The sequence below is a fragment of the Pseudomonas sp. PDM32 genome, assembly GCF_019219225.1.
GTDB classification, from domain to species: domain Bacteria; phylum Pseudomonadota; class Gammaproteobacteria; order Pseudomonadales; family Pseudomonadaceae; genus Aquipseudomonas; species Aquipseudomonas laurylsulfatiphila.
Genome location: NZ_JAHUWE010000012.1, coordinates 263,806 through 278,675 on the forward strand (window position 1 = coordinate 263,806; position 14,870 = coordinate 278,675).

10 protein-coding genes and 1 pseudogene are annotated in these 14,870 nt (G+C 63.1%); 1 reads left to right on the forward strand and 10 read right to left on the reverse strand.

Annotated features, from left to right (window positions below):
• Positions 1-5 precede the first annotated feature (5 nt).
• Entirely contained in the window at positions 6-1,586 is a 1,581-nt protein-coding gene (gene peaA / locus KW846_RS22815) for a quinohemoprotein amine dehydrogenase subunit alpha (protein ID WP_218485499.1), read from the reverse strand.
• A gap of 489 nt (positions 1,587-2,075) precedes the next feature.
• Here peaA and KW846_RS22820 point away from each other — a divergent pair, with 489 nt between their 5' ends.
• Positions 2,076-3,566 carry an aldehyde dehydrogenase gene (locus KW846_RS22820; RefSeq protein WP_218485500.1) on the forward strand — a complete coding sequence of 497 codons (1,491 nt, stop codon included), beginning with the start codon at positions 2,076-2,078 and terminating at the stop codon, positions 3,564-3,566.
• Positions 3,567-3,668: 102 nt separating this feature from the next.
• On the opposite strand, the gene KW846_RS22825 is transcribed toward KW846_RS22820, so the two are convergent.
• From KW846_RS22825 to KW846_RS22865, 9 genes and pseudogenes are all read right to left on the reverse strand, one after another.
• Complete coding sequence (locus tag KW846_RS22825; protein WP_218485502.1) at positions 3,669-4,667, reverse strand: acyltransferase; 999 nt, start codon at positions 4,665-4,667, stop codon at positions 3,669-3,671.
• Between the two features lie 94 nt (positions 4,668-4,761).
• The gene (locus KW846_RS22830; protein ID WP_218485504.1) at positions 4,762-6,060 is read right to left on the reverse strand and encodes a tryptophan 7-halogenase; all 1,299 of its coding nucleotides are present in this window, start codon (positions 6,058-6,060) and stop codon (positions 4,762-4,764) included.
• Positions 6,057-6,734 (reverse strand): S8 family serine peptidase, encoded by a 678-nt coding sequence (locus tag KW846_RS22835; protein ID WP_218485506.1) that lies wholly within the window; start codon positions 6,732-6,734, stop codon positions 6,057-6,059. Before KW846_RS22835 ends, KW846_RS22830 begins: the two co-directional genes overlap by 4 nt.
• Positions 6,724-8,442: an ABC transporter ATP-binding protein gene (locus tag KW846_RS22840; RefSeq protein ID WP_218485508.1), complete on the reverse strand. Its 1,719-nt coding sequence runs from the start codon at positions 8,440-8,442 to the stop codon at positions 6,724-6,726. The genes KW846_RS22835 and KW846_RS22840 overlap by 11 nt, the downstream gene beginning before the upstream one ends.
• Complete coding sequence (locus KW846_RS22845) at positions 8,442-10,346, reverse strand: sigma-54-dependent Fis family transcriptional regulator (RefSeq protein WP_218485510.1); 1,905 nt, start codon at positions 10,344-10,346, stop codon at positions 8,442-8,444. The genes KW846_RS22840 and KW846_RS22845 overlap by 1 nt, the downstream gene beginning before the upstream one ends.
• A gap of 223 nt (positions 10,347-10,569) precedes the next feature.
• A complete protein-coding gene (locus tag KW846_RS22850) occupies positions 10,570-11,595 on the reverse strand; it encodes a histone deacetylase family protein (RefSeq protein ID WP_218485512.1) in 1,026 nt (341 codons plus the stop codon).
• Positions 11,596-11,713: 118 nt separating this feature from the next.
• On the reverse strand, positions 11,714-12,943 hold the full coding sequence (locus KW846_RS22855) for a Zn-dependent hydrolase (RefSeq protein ID WP_218485515.1): 1,230 nt from the start codon (positions 12,941-12,943) through the stop codon (positions 11,714-11,716).
• 22 nt (positions 12,944-12,965) lie between these two features.
• A pseudogene (locus KW846_RS22860) lies at positions 12,966-14,277 on the reverse strand (MFS transporter).
• A 396-nt stretch (positions 14,278-14,673) separates the two neighbouring features.
• The coding region (locus KW846_RS22865) for a hypothetical protein (RefSeq protein ID WP_218485517.1) at positions 14,674-14,870 on the reverse strand (197 nt) is incomplete at its 5' end.

The window sequence follows — 14,870 nt, forward strand, 5'->3', positions numbered from 1 at the left end:
TCAACTCATGGAATGGGTGGATTGTTCCAGCGTTGCACGGTCACGATCATGTGGCCTTCGCCGGTCAGGGATTTCCCTGCGTCGTCGACGGCGGCGATCACCTTGAGGTTGCCGGCATTGTTGGTGGACATCTTGCGTGCCGGGTTCGGCCCGGCATCGCCCGGTGTGAATACGCCCGCGTCGGCCTGCATGGTGCCGGCGAACTTGACGTCTTCGTCTTCCTTGGCGCGGTCGTCGAAGGCTTCGACCTTCCACTGCGCCGGGAACACGCCGATGCGGTACGGCTTGCCATCGGCGCCCTTGCCCCAGGCCTCAGCATCGAAACGGCCCTGGACTTTCGGCGTCGAACCGCCACCCTCGCCGATCCGTGCCACCGAGAACTCAGGCACGACCTTGACTGCGTCGATCTTGCTGTACACCGACAGGCTCGGGCCTTTCAGCGTGCCGACGGTGACTGCACGCGCGCCCGGCTGGGCATTGGCGGCGGCCTTGAGCTTGACCTTGATCTGCTCCGGGCTCTGCGAGACGACTTCGACCACTTCCACGCCTTTGCCGAAATTCGGCTTGCCGGAAAGACCACTGCCGATCAGGGTCACTTCGGTTTCGCTGCCGGCCTTCACGTAGCCCGGTTGCACCGCCAGCAAACGTTGGGAGCCCTGTTTGGCGGCGACGAAGTCCAGGCCGCGTTCGTCGTGCTCGGCCTCGAACATCCGGCCCTGCATGGCATTGCCTTGCGCGGCGAACACCTGGCGCATGGTCACGCCATCGATGGTCACGTTGCCGCGCCATTCATAGCCGGTGTAGAGAATCGCGCTGCCGTCGCCGTTGAATGGCGTGCCGTCGGCATACTGGCCTTTGACGTTGACCTTGAAGGTGTCGCTGCCGTCGGCGGTTACGCTCATGACACCGGCCAGCTCGCCTTTGCCCGGCAAGTGGCCGCTGAAGCTCCAGTCACCCGCCAGGGCTTCGCTTTTCGGTGCGGCGCTCTGCCATTTTTTCCAGGCCGGGTTGTCCAGCGGATAACGCTTGGCCAGCAGCGGCACCATCTCTTTGCGGGCCAGATCGAACCAGTCGCGGTCGCGGGACATGGCCTGGTATTCCAGCGACGGCCATTGGCCGAGGTGGAAGTTCACCAGGCGCTCCCATTCCTGGGCCGGACGCCGTTGCAGGGCCACCCGCGCACCGGAGTGGCAGCGGCCGCACATCTGGCTGGTCTGCTCATCGAATTGCTCAACGGTATTGAGCCGGCGCTCCAGCGCATAACGCACGCCGTCGGTTTCGCTCGGCGCCAGGCCCTGGGTATCGGCCAGGTATTTGACCAGCGTGCGACGGTCGTCGTCGCTGATCTGCAACCCGTGCATGGTCTGCATGCGGGCAATGCTCATCAGCCAGCCTTCCGGCGTCTTGCGCTGGTGGCTGATGCGGCTCAGGGCGTTATCGGTTTCGGGGGTATGACAGCCCTGACAGGTTTCCTTGAGGATGGTCTGGGCGTCGCGGGCTGCCAGGCTATAGGGCGAATGCAGCGCTACGCAAGCCGCTACGGCCAGCAGGCTGGCGCTCATGCCTGATCGGAGTTTTCTCTTCATCAACGTCGAACCTCGCACGGTGCGTTCTTATTGTTGTGACTTAGCGTTTTTATGGTTTCTGCCGCCGGCGGTGAACCGCTGACGGAGGCAAGAGAAACGTCTGCGATGAGCAATACACGGAGCGTGCCAGCTTATGAATAGTGTTCTTTATCAAGCATTTAGTTGAAATACAGGGCTATTGACGCCTTCTGAAGCAGACGACAGGCGTCCAATTTCGCGACAGTTGTTTCACTCTGAGACAAGCATAGGATCAAGATCAAAAGATCGCAGCCTGCGGCAGCTCCTACAGGTGCACGCCGATTCCAGTGTAGGAGCTGCCGCAGGCTGCGATCTTTTGATCCTCACTGTCGCAATTTGCGACGCTCACTTGTTCCCCTGTCATCGGCAAATAGCCCAAGAGGCCCATCCGATCAGGGTTCCAATCAAACAAGCACAACTGGCACAGCCATTGCGAAAGACCTCGCCACACGAACAAGACGAGGTTTCATCATGTCGCTCCCACACCTGCTTCCCGCCACTTCGGCGTTCATCCAGCGCGCCCCACGCATGCTCATCGGCGGCGACTGGGTCGAGGCCGCCGACGGCCAGACCATGCCCCTGCACAATCCGGCCACCGGTGAAGTGCTGTGCGTGGTGCCACGGGCAACGCCGGAGGATGTCGATCGTGCCGTACTCGCCGCACGCCAGGCATTCGACGATTCGTCCTGGACCCGCACCCGCCCCCGGGAGCGGCAGAACCTGTTGTGGAAACTCGCCGACCTGATGCAGCGCGACGCCGAGTTGCTGGCGCAACTGGAATGCCTGAACAACGGTAAAAGCGCGGCCGTGGCCCAGGTGATGGACGTGCAACTGGCCATCGACTTCCTGCGTTACATGGCCGGCTGGGCGACCAAGATCGAAGGCTCGACGGTTGACGTGTCGGCACCGCTGATGCCCGACGATCAGTTCCACAGCTTCATCCGTCGTGAAGCGGTGGGCGTGGTCGGTGCCATCGTTGCCTGGAACTTCCCGCTGCTGCTGGCCTGCTGGAAACTCGGCCCGGCCCTGGCCACCGGTTGTACCGTGGTGCTCAAACCCGCCGATGAAACCCCGCTGACCGCACTGAAACTCGCGGAGCTGGTGCTGGAGGCCGGTTATCCCGAAGGCGTGTTCAACGTGGTCACCGGCACCGGCATCACCGCAGGTTCCGCCCTGACCCACAATCCGCTGGTGGACAAACTGACCTTCACGGGCTCCACCGCGGTGGGCAAGCAGATCGGCAAGATCGCCATGGACTCCATGACCCGGGTCACCCTGGAACTGGGCGGCAAGTCGCCGACCATCGTCATGGCCGACGCCGACCTGAAAACTGCCGCGGCCGGGGCTGCCAGCGCGATTTTCTTCAACCAGGGCCAGGTCTGCTGCGCAGGTTCGCGGCTGTATGTGCAGCGCAAGCATTTCGACAATGTGGTGGCTGATATCAGCGACATCGCCAACGCGATGAAACTCGGTAATGGCCTGGACCCGAGCGTCGACATGGGCCCCTTGATCTCGGCGCGCCAGCAGGAGCGAGTGTACGGGTACATCGAAAAGGGCCGGGAAAGCGGCGCGACCATCACCTGCGGTGGTGAACAGTTCGGGCCGGGGTTCTTCGTCAAGCCGACTGTGATTGTCGATGTCGATCAGAAGCACTCATTGGTGCAGGAAGAAATCTTCGGCCCGGTGCTGGTGGCGATTCCCTTCGATGACGAAGCCGATGCCCTGCGCATGGCCAATGACAGCCCCTACGGCCTGGGGGCGAGCATCTGGTCGAATGATCTGGCGGCGGTGCACCGGATGATTCCGCGCATCAAGTCGGGATCGGTGTGGGTCAACTGCCACAGCGCGCTGGACCCGGCGTTGCCGTTCGGCGGCTACAAGATGTCCGGGGTCGGGCGTGAAATGGGGTATGCGGCGATCGAGCATTACACCGAGCTGAAGTCGGTGTTGATCAAGCTGTAATTTGCGGCGTTCTTTAGTCCGTTTTCGCGGGCAAGCCCGCTCCCACATTGAAATGTGTTCCCCGGTGGGAGCGGGCTTGCCCGCGAAGGCGCCCCCCAGCCACTACGCCGCTGTTTCGCGGCCCTGCGGTTGACCCACTCCATATTTTACGCCGGCCCGAAGCGCGTGACGAAGCTTCAGGGCCGGCCGTTCGACGCAGTAGTACGAAACGCCGCTGAGCAGCAACGACAAGGACAGCACTGTTGCAACAATGGCCCAATCGTAGGCAACCGACCAGACAGCGTGCAGGAAGTACATCACCACATAGTGATTCAGGAACACCCCGTAGCTGATATTGCCGAGGAACTCGTCAATCCGGTGAAACTTGAGCTTTGTCAGCAGGTACACGGCGGGCACGCCCAACGCTATGCCGGCGGTCACTTCTGCATTGAACGGTCGGCGCTCTATCCACCCCGCCATGATGGCCACAAACATCAGGGCCGCCGTCACGGCGGTGCCAGCAGCGATCGCTAACGCCTTCGGCTGCGCTTTGTACAGGTAGCTGCCGCACAGGAACATGAACAGCACACCTGGCAATAGACGGTAGCCGTAAAGGTCGGTGTTGATGAAACCCAGGCACGCGGCCATGAAGACCACAACGGATAGAGCAAACGCAACGCCTCGCGCCCTGTAGATGATCAGGAAAGGGATCACCAGGTAGAAGCACATCTCTAGCCCCAAAGACCAGGCCGGCGGCAAGATCCACGATCCCGCTGCTCCAAACATGTAGAAGTCGAGTGGCACAATAGCCAGGCTTGCGGCGATGTTGCGCAGCGTCAACTCGGCGGCTTGAGGCGTGCCGGGCAACAGGAAATAGATCACCCCACAGGAAACCACGAAGTAAAACAGGAATTGAGGATAGAGCCGCAGGGCACGGTCCAGGTAGAACAGGCCGACTTTCTCCGGTGCCTCGTAGTTGCGTTCGATCAGCGAGGTCATCACGAAACCGCTGATGATCAGGAAGGAAATCACGGCAATCACGCCGGGGTTTAGCCCCATGAACGTCTTGCCCATATGAGAAACGGCCACCAGAACGGCCAGTAGCAGACGATAGGCTCCCACTTACACCCCAAAAATCCTTGTCGTTATGGCGCGTAAACTACGATGCTTTGTGCTGGGAGAACAGGCTTTTTCGCCGGATCCGGACGTTCTTCATTCAAGGTTTGAATCCCTGGCCCAGCAACCAGCTGCGAACCATCCGCCCCTGCTGCACCGTCAACCCGGCCAGTACCTGATCCGCCGGCTCTCCCTGCTTTAACCTCTGCACCAACGCCGCCACCTCAACCCCATGCACATGCCAAATGCCCAACGGCTGATCCGCCGTGATCACCACCTCGGCCTCATCGACCAACCCATCACGCAACACCGGCGCCCACTCAATCCTCAGCGCATTGAAATCCGCCTCGGCATGGGCGATTTCAGCATCCGGCCATTGCCGTCGGGCCTGCCAGAATGGCTGATCCAGCCAACGCTGCTCATCGGCATAGAAATCCCGGCCGATCCGCGCGAACCGCAGGAACAGCTGTTCCACCCGCTGCTGGTGGAAGCGCCGGGCCAGTGCCGCTCGCTCAGGCTTGCACAACAGCGTGTTGATCACCGTCGGTGCCTGCAACGCCGAGGAGAGCGATTGAAAGACGCCATTGCCCGACAACGGGTCCACGGCCATCGCCGCATCGCCGACCCGAATCCAGTTATCGCCGCACACCTGCGGGTGGAGAATCGCCGTGCTGCTGCGGGCATGCAGCTGCAAATCCAGCTCCGGTTCGCCGCCGAAAAAACCACGGGCCACTGCCGACTCCCCACGTTTTTGCCGGCAGTAATCGAGCAACATGGCCTTGCCCGGCAACCCGGCACTGGCCACATCCACCGTCCATTGCCAGTAACACTGGCCGTCGGCCCGGCGCGCCATCCATGCCCAGCCGTCGGCAAGGCTTTCCACGGCGCTGGCGGTGCTGCCCGGCGTGCCCTGCCAGCGATTGAGCAGGCTGACGGTCTCCGGTCCGCGCAAGCCTTTACCGAGGGTCGGCGCCTGGCGTCCGCGGGCCTCCACCAGAAAGTCCGCTACCAGCGACTCGTGGCCGTCGATTTCAATTTGATGTCCGGTTGCGCAGGTCTGTACCGACAGCACTCGACCTTCAACAAGATCAACTCCAGCCAAGCGCAAATCCTCGCGCAAGCCGCGATCAAAGGTCGGGCGATCAAGCAGGTATTCAACGTTCTGCGCATGCTGCTGGCCGTTCCAGTTCACCTGTCGCTGCGAAGGCAACGCCGCTTGCGCTAACGCCTGTTGCAGGCCCGCGCCGCGTAACGCTTCCAACACCCGCACGGACACGCCTTCCAGCGCAGCAAAGCGGCGCCACTCGCTGACCAGTGTCACGGCGTAACCCATTCGCCGCAGCCCCAAGGCCACCGCCGCGCCCGCCGGCCCCGCACCCAGAATCACAATCGCTGTCATGGCCCGAAACGCCGTTCGGGGCCACGATAACGTGCGTTCTGTCGCAGAAACTCGATGATCTGCTCGTTGCAGGCATCAGGCTGCTCGACGAGGAACCCGGCGATGTGCCCGCTCAACGCGGCGCAACCGAGGCTCGCCCCGGATTGCCCCGGGTACGTGCCATGCACACAGGCGGCGAAATCCGCCTGGGCGCTGTTGAGCCACGACCATTCCTGTTCGGAGCAGCGCGCATCGCCGGTCACCCGCAGCACCTGCGGATAGTTGGCCGGAAACACCCCTTCGCCCTGGGCCGGACTCGACGCACACAACAGCACGCCCCGTGCCACCGCTGCCGCGCAGGCCGCGCGCAACAGGCTGCGATCCTGGCGCAGGCCGAGGCTCAGATTGATCAGTCGCACGTTCTGCGCCACCAGCCAGTCAATCGCGGTGGCGATCTGCAAGGCGCTGGTGACACCGCGCTGGTCGAACACCTGGGCCACGCAGAACAGCGCCGAGGGTGCACGCCGGCCAATCGCCTCGATCACCGCACTGCCATGCCCCAGCGGATCCTCGCGCAAGTCGCCCTCGGCCAGGCCGTCTTCGAGCAATGAAAAGCGCCGACCGGCGATCACTTGCACCCGTTGCGCCGCCGAATGGCCGCTGTCCACCACACCCACGCGCAACTCAGGTTTCATGCAGCACCGTTTTCGAGGTCAGCACGCCGTCGAGCAATTCGAAACGCAGATTGGCATCGGCCAGGGTTGAAGGGCGATGGCTGATCAGGATGCGCGTGCGTGCGGCAAACAAGCGGTCGATGGCGTCGATGACTTCGCGCTCGGTGGCTTCGTCCACCGCTGAGGTCGCTTCATCGAGCACCAGAATTAAAGGGTCCTGCAACAGCGCCCGGGCAATCGCGATGCGCTGCTTCTGTCCACCGGACAACTGCTGGCCGCGCTCGCCCAGCGGACTGTCGAGGCCCTCGGGCAAGGACTCGATCAGGCTGTCGAGTTGCGCCAGGCGCGCCACTTCGGCAATCGCTTCGCGACTGGCGTCCGGCACCGCATAAGCCAGGTTGTCGGCGAGGCTGCCGCGAAACAGCACGATGTCCTGGCTGACGATGGCAATGCGCCGACGCAACTGGAACAGGTCCAGCTCGCGCACATCGACGTCGCCCAGCAGGACCCGGCCCGATTGCGGATCGTGATGCCGTTGCAGCAGGTCGATCAGGGTAGATTTACCGACGCCCGAACCGCCGCTGAGGGCCACTTTCAAACCGTAGGGAATCCGCGCTTCGATACCGCGCAGGGTCGATTGGCGACCGGGATGGGCGAAGTGCACGTTGTCGAACCAGAGATCGCCGCCATCGGGCATCGGCCGTGGCCTGGCAGGCGTCGACACGGTCGGCTGTTCGCCGCGCAACTCCATGACCCGGCCGAGGCTGACGGTCATCCGCTGAATCGCCACGTAGAGCCCGAGCAGGCTCTGTACCGGCCCCACGGCCATCCCCAGGTAGGTGGAAAACGCAATCAGCGCACCGAGCTGCCAGGTGCCCTGCACCACCCAGTATCCGCCGATCAAAAAGGCGCAGGCCCGGGACAGCGAGGTCAGCGTACCCGGCACGGCCTGGGTGAAAAACTCGGTGACTTGCAGGCGCAGCAACTGGCTCATGTAGCCCTGCCCCAGCGTTTCGAGGCGCCGCGCTTCGCGCTGTTGCTGGCCGGCAGACTGGATGAACTTCATCACCGGCAAGGTCTCGACCATGAACGACGACATGTCCGCCGAGCGCTCGCGCAACTGCCGCACATCGCGCTCGACCTTGCGCCGCATCCAGCGCAGCCAGAGGACATCGAGGGGGATCAGTACCAGGGCCAGCAGCGAGAGCTTCCACGACAGCGTCACCAGCATCGCGATGGCAACCACCAGGCCAATCACGCTCGACACCGCCGAGAACAGCGAGTCCACGGCGAACCTCTGAATCTCCGCGACGTCGCCATCGAGGCGCGACATCAGGTCGCCGATGCGCCGCTGACCGTAAAAGCTCGGCGACAGGGTTTGCAGATGCCGGTACAGGTCATCGCGCAAGGCAAACAGCATGCGCCCGGACAGTCGCGTGTGCAGGTAGCGGTTGATGCCCGAAAGCGCCGTGCCTAATAGCCCGGCAACGATCATCAGCCCGGCGATCAGCACCAGCATCGGGAAGTTGCGCGCCAGCAGGCCGTCGTCGATCAACAGCTTGGTCAGCCATGGTTGCACCAGCACCAACGCCGAAGCGCAGACCGACAAGCCCAGCAGCCCGGCAATCGCCAACCGATGGGGGCGCACGAAGCTGTACAGCCAGCGCAGCGACGCCTGCAAGGCCTCGGGGTTCTGGCTGTCGATCAGCCGGACGATCAGGCGTTGCATCAGGAGCGCAACTGTTTGAGCTTGCGATACAGGGTCGCGCGGCTGATGCCCAGGGCGTCGGCGGCGGCCGAGACGTTGCCCTGATGCGTGTCCAGGGACTGACGGATCAGCTCCAGTTCATTTTCCCGGATGCTGCCGGCCTGGGGCCGTTCGCTGGCGGTCAATTCGTCGAGCATGCTGTCGGGCAGGTGGTCGAGGGTCAGCACGGTTTCACCCGGTTCGCGCATGGCCAGCGCGGTGCGCAGGACCATCTCCAGCTGGCGGATATTGCCCGGCCAGTGATAGCCGCTGAGCAAGCGATCGAGATCATCGTGCAGGACCACGGCGGGTGCGCCCAGTGTCCCCAGCAGGCGGCTGACCAGCGCGGCGAAATCTTCGCGTTCGCGCAGGGCCGGGAGCATCACGCTGATGCCGTTGACCCGGTAGAACAGGTCCTCGCGAAAGTGTTTATCTTCCACCAGCCGCTTGAGGTCGCGGTGGGTGGCGCAGATCAGCGCGACGTCGATGTCCTGCTCTTCGCCGGCGCCCAGTGGCGCGACCTTGCGATCCTGCAACACCCGCAACAGTCGGGCCTGCAAGGCCAAGGGCATGTCGCCGATTTCATCGAGGAACAAGGTGCCGCCATGGGCCTGTTGCAGGCGGCCGATCATGCCGCCCCGGCGTGAACCGGTGAACGCGCCTTCGCGGTAGCCGAACAGTTCGGACTCGATCAGGCCCTCGGGAATGGCCGCGCAGTTCACCGCTACGAAGGGTTTGTCGCAGCGCGCGCCGGCCATGTGCAGGGCGCGGGCGATCACCTCTTTACCGGTGCCGGTTTCGCCCAATAACAACACCGGCAGTTCGTTGGCCAGCCCTTGACGGGCCATGCGCAGGGCTCGGGCGTAACGGCTGTTGCTGCCGGCGAGCGCTTCCAGATCCGGTTGCGCCTTGGCCGGTTTCGCCACAGTGCGCGGCGGGCTGCCGACGTTGATCGAGCGTTGTGGCGCGCGCAGGGTTTTATAGAAGAATTCACCCTTGGCGGTCTGCAGGCTGCCGGTGCCGCCCTGATGCAGGCGCGCCAACAATTGCAGGCCGTCGACACCGAGAAACTCCTCGCAGCGCCGACCGACCAGGGCCGAGCGCTCGGCGTGGAGCAACTGACAAGCCTGGGCGCTGACCGCGAGGATCTGCCCGCCAAGGCTCACCGCCAGCAAGCCTTGCCACGGGGATTCGAGGTATTGGCGACGGCTGTGGAAGGCGAGGACGATTTCGTCCGGATAACTGGCGTTGAACACCCGGCTTTCGATCTGGCTGACGGCCATGGCCAGCAGCGCCGTGCTGTCGTGGGCGCGGCCGAGCGGGCCTTCGCGGGTCAGGTCGAGAACGCCAAGGATGTCGCCTTGTGGGCAATGGATCGGCACCGAGGTGCAGGAAAAATCACTGAGACGGTCCAGATAATGTTCGCCGCAATCGATCAGAGTCGGCCGGGCTTCCACCAGTGCCGTGCCGAGGGCGTTGGTGCCACGGACCGCTTCGCTCCAGCAGGCACCGAGGGTGATGTCTTGCAGACCACTGCCCTTGAGGCGGTCGGCGCGGCCTTCGACGGCGAGGATGGTGGCGTCGGAATTGGCGAGGATGATCAGCCCTTCCTTGCCCTGACGCTCGGCCAGGTAATCGATGGCCGGCAACGCGGCGTCGATCAGCAGGCGATTGCTGGCCAACAACAGGTCCAGGCTGGCGCTCGATTCCAGCGCCAGCTCGTGCGTGGCATTGAAATGCACGCCATGGCTCAGACTGCGTCGCCACGAGGCATCGATTTCCGCACGCAGGACGCCATCCGGCACTTCGCCTTCCAGGTGCAGCTTTTCCCGGGCCAGCCGGGCTTCGCGATGCAGTTTGGGGGAGTTTGTTTTTATTAGCGTCATCAAGCGCTCCGGGTCGTCCGCCCTTGCGCCTTCATACGTCGGCGCCCTGCCGCAATCTTTACGTTAACGTAAGGGCTATGGCAAGTCCTGTGGCGAGGGGGCTTGCCCCCGTTCGGCTGCGCAGCAGTCGTAAACCGACGAACGTCGTATTTCCGTGAGCAAAAGGTCGCTGGTTTTAGGGCTGCTGCGCAGCCCAACGGGGGCAAGCCCCCTCGCCACAAACTCAGAGCTGCCACACCTCAGGGCTCACAAAAAACGCCTTGGCATTATCCTCCAGACTCTCCAGGTGATACCCGCCCTCCTGCACGATCAGGCACGGCAACCCGAGGCTGCGGATCCGCTCGCCGAGCACGGCAAACCCTTCGCGGGTCACCGCCACTTTGCTTTGCGGGTCCAGTTTGAAAATATCGAAGCCCAGGGACAGCACCAGCACCTCGGCACCGAAGTCCGTCACCGCCTTCAGCGCTACCTCCAGTTGTTCGAGAAAGTCGGCCTCGCTGGCGCCATGGGCCATCGGCAGGTTGAGGTTGAAACCCTCGCCCGCCCCGGTACCGCGTTCTTCGGCAAAGCCTGCGACACCCGGATAGAAGTTGGTCGGATCGCCGTGCACCGAAACGTAGAGCACGTCGTCACGGTCGTAGAAAATCTCCTGAATGCCCTGACCATGGTGCATGTCGGTGTCGAGCACCGCCACCCGTGCGAACCCTTCGCGCAATACCTGGGCCGCCACGGCCGCGTTGTTCACATAGCAGAAACCACCCGCCGCTTCGGCCCGGGCGTGGTGGCCCGGTGGACGGCACAAGGCATAGGCTGCCGGCTCGCCATCGAGCAACGCCCGGGCGCCGGCGATGGCGCTTTGCGCCGACCAGTAGGCCGAACGCCAGGTCTGCTCACCCACCGGGCAACTGCCATCGGCCAGATAACGCGCAGCCTGGGCGAGTATCCCGCGCAGGGCATTCGGTTCGCGGACGAAGATGTTCGACATCACCTCATCGCCCCAATCCTCGGGAATCTCTTTCCAGCGCTGATGGGCTTCCTGCAAAAACTGCAGGTACGGTGCGCCATGCACCGCAAGCAGTGGAGCGAGCCCGGCGTCGGCCGGTTGCTCGACCTTGAAACCCAAGGCATGAGACGCCTGCACCAGGCGCTGCGCACGCTCCGGCACTTCCTGCGGCGTGCGCATCTGGCCACGGGAGTAGTAACTGCGTGGATGGTGGAGCAATTGTTCTGGGTGGAAAAAACTGCGCATGGAATGCATACCTGTCAGTGTGGGAGCGAGCTTGCTCGCGAATGCAGAGTGTCAGCCACCATCACTGCTGAATGACACACCGTTATCGCGAGCAGGCTCGCTCCCACAGGGATTGCGTTTAGTCGATTTTCTCGGCACGAGACAGCACCGCATTGAGCAACACATCCGTACCCTGCCGCACATCCTCAGGCAACACGTCTTCCGCTTCGTTGTGGCTCAATCCGCCCACCCACGGGATGAACACCATCGCCGTCGGGCAGAACCTCGCCAGGTGGATCGCGTCATGCCCGGCGCCGCTGACAATCGATTGCTGAGCGTAGCCCAGCCCATCCACGGCCTGTTGCACCGCCGCCACGCAGTCCGCGTCGAACGGCGTTGCCGGGCTGATCCAGTGCGGGGTGATCGCCAGTTTCAAACCGCGACTGTCGGCTATCGCCTGAAGCCGCGCACGGACCTGTTGCTCCATCGCCTCGATGGTTTCGTCACGGTGATGACGCAGGTCGACGGTGAAATTCACCAGCCCCGGAATGGTATTGCGTGACGATTTGTTGATGCTCAACTCGCCAACGGTGGTCAGGCCTTCGGGGGCGAAGTCCGCCGCCAGGGCTTCGATGGCCTGGATCATCTGCGCCACGCCGTACAAGGCATCCTTGCGCAGCGGCATAGGCGTGGTGCCGGCGTGGGCCGCCATGCCTTCGACCCGCACGTCGAGCCAGCGAATCGCCTGGCCGCCGCTGACGACGCCGATGCTCTTGGCGTTGTCTTCGAGGATCGGCCCTTGCTCGATGTGGGCTTCAAAGTAGGCATCCACCGCGCCCCCCAGCGGGCGCTCGCCGGCATAACCGGTGTGCTGCAGTGCCTCGGCGACGCTGATGCCATCGATGTCGCGCACCGCCAGCGCGGCGTCCAGCGCCATGATGCCGGTGAACACCGCCGAGCCGAACATCGCCGGGGTGAAGCGTGCGCCTTCTTCGTTGGTCCACACCGCCACTTCCAGTGGCTTGCGGGTCTGGATCCCCAAATCGTTCAGGCAACGCACCACTTCCAGGCCGGCGAGCACGCCGTACACGCCATCGAACCGCCCGCCTTCGGGCTGGGTGTCGAGGTGACTGCCCATCATCACCGGTGCCGCGTCAGGATCAGTGCCGGCGCGACGGGCGAACAGGTTGCCGATGGCATCCACACTCAGGGTCATGCCGGCTTCGCGGCACCAGTGGGCAAAGAGTTCGCGACCGGCCTTGTCCTCGTCGCTCAGGGCCAGGCGGCAGCTGCCGCCACGGGCGGTGGCGCCGATTTCGGCCATTGCCATCAGACTCGCCCAGAGGCGTTCGCCATTAATCTTCAACATGAGTTCTCCAGGAATATTCGTTTCAGGCCTTGGCCAGTTCCAGGCGTTCAGCGCTGGCATGGCGACGGGCGAGGGACAGGACACACAGCAGCGAAGTCGCGGCGATCAGGCTGTAGAACACCGCCATCGGCCACCATTGGCCAGTGAACCTGTGCGCCAGCATGGTGCCGATCAGCGGTGTCAGACCACCGGCCAGCGCACCGCAAATCTGATATGCCAGGGAAATCGCGGTGTAGCGCACGCGGGTCTCGAACATGCCGCTGACGTAGCCGGCGATCACCGCGTAGAACGACGCCATGCACACCACGGCCAACGCAATGCCAAGGATGATCAGCGGCGCCTGGGCCGAACTGACCAGCACGAACATCGGGTATGGCGAGGCCATGGCCAGCAGCGACACCAGGCACAGGAAGCGGGTCGCGCCGATCTTCTCGGCGATCCAGGCCGCCAGCGGCTGAATGCAGAACTGGATGATCGCGACGAAGAACAGGCACTCCAGAATCAGCGAGCGAGGAAGTTCAAGTTGCTGGGTGGTGTAGGCGATCATGAAGGTGTTGGTGAAATACACCCCGGCGATCCCCAGGGTGTTGGCGCCGATGCACAGCAACAGCGGACGCCACGCGGTACGCAGTACTTCCATGACCGGCGCCTGTTCCTTGCGCTGGTTTTTACTGGCTTGCTCGCGGCTGGCGAGAAATTCCGGCGACTCATTCACCCCCAGGCGAATCGCCAGGCCCACCAGCAGCAACAGCGAACTGGCGAGGAACGGCAAGCGCCAGCCCCAGCTCATCAAGTCTTCTTCCGGCAGACGGGTGACGGCGCTGAAGGCCAGCAGCGAGAGGATCAATCCCGCCGGGCTGCCCAGTTGTGCAAACGAGGCGAAGAAATTGCGCCGGCCTTTCGGCGCATGCTCGCCGGCCATCAACACCGCCCCGCCCCACTCGCCACCCACGGCGATGCCCTGGACGATGCGCAGCAAAATAAGGAGCACCGGCGCCGCCGCGCCGATTTGCGCGTAGGTCGGCAGCAAGCCGATGCACACCGTGACCACGCCCATCATCAACAAGGTGATGATCAGCGACTTCTTGCGGCCGATGCGGTCACCGATATGGCCGAAGACGATCCCGCCCAACGGCCGCGCAAAGAAGCCCACGGCAAAGGTGCCGAATGCCGCCATGGTGCTGAACAGTTTGTCGTCGGAGGGGAAGAACAGCGCGCCGAACACCAGCGCGGCTGGCGGTGGCGTAGATGTAAAAGTCGTACCACTCGATCATGGTGCCAATAAAGGCAGCGGCTGCCGCACGGCGCGGCTGGGACGAAGCTTGAGGCTTCATGGGTCGGGCTCCTTTGGTTATTTTTCTGGCAGGAGGGAAACGGCAAATCCGCGGCGCTCTGACGGCGCCGGTCTGGGGATGATTTTTCGTTCCGGGACCATGATTAGTCAATTTTCTATTTATTATTCGAAGTATTACGCCAACTTATAATTGAGCACAGCGGCAGCTGAACGCAATGTGCAATGCGTAGGCATTCAGCAGAAGGTAAAACGGTGGCACCAGAATTTGGAATGCGCGGGCCAGACCAGGAGCCCGGTTCCAACCTGCGTTAGTGAGCTCCAGTACGCTGCTGGCCCCCCGATTCACCATGGGTCATTGAGTGGAAGGAAAAAGGGAGGGCATCCATTGCCCTCCCCTCCATGGTCCACGCTCCCTGCGACAGTACTGGCCAGGACCTCAAGTGGCCAGGATGAAGTCCGTCTGATCAACGGCCGCGCTGTTGACACCGACAAGGTGAATGGTATCTGCCCCGATCCCTACCACCGTGTCTGCCCCGTTAGCCGTGATGGTCACGTTGGCAGCGAACGTCGCGCTGTTGATCCCCAGCGCCGTGATATTGAGCAAGTCCTGCCCGACCGGATTGGCTCCGAAGT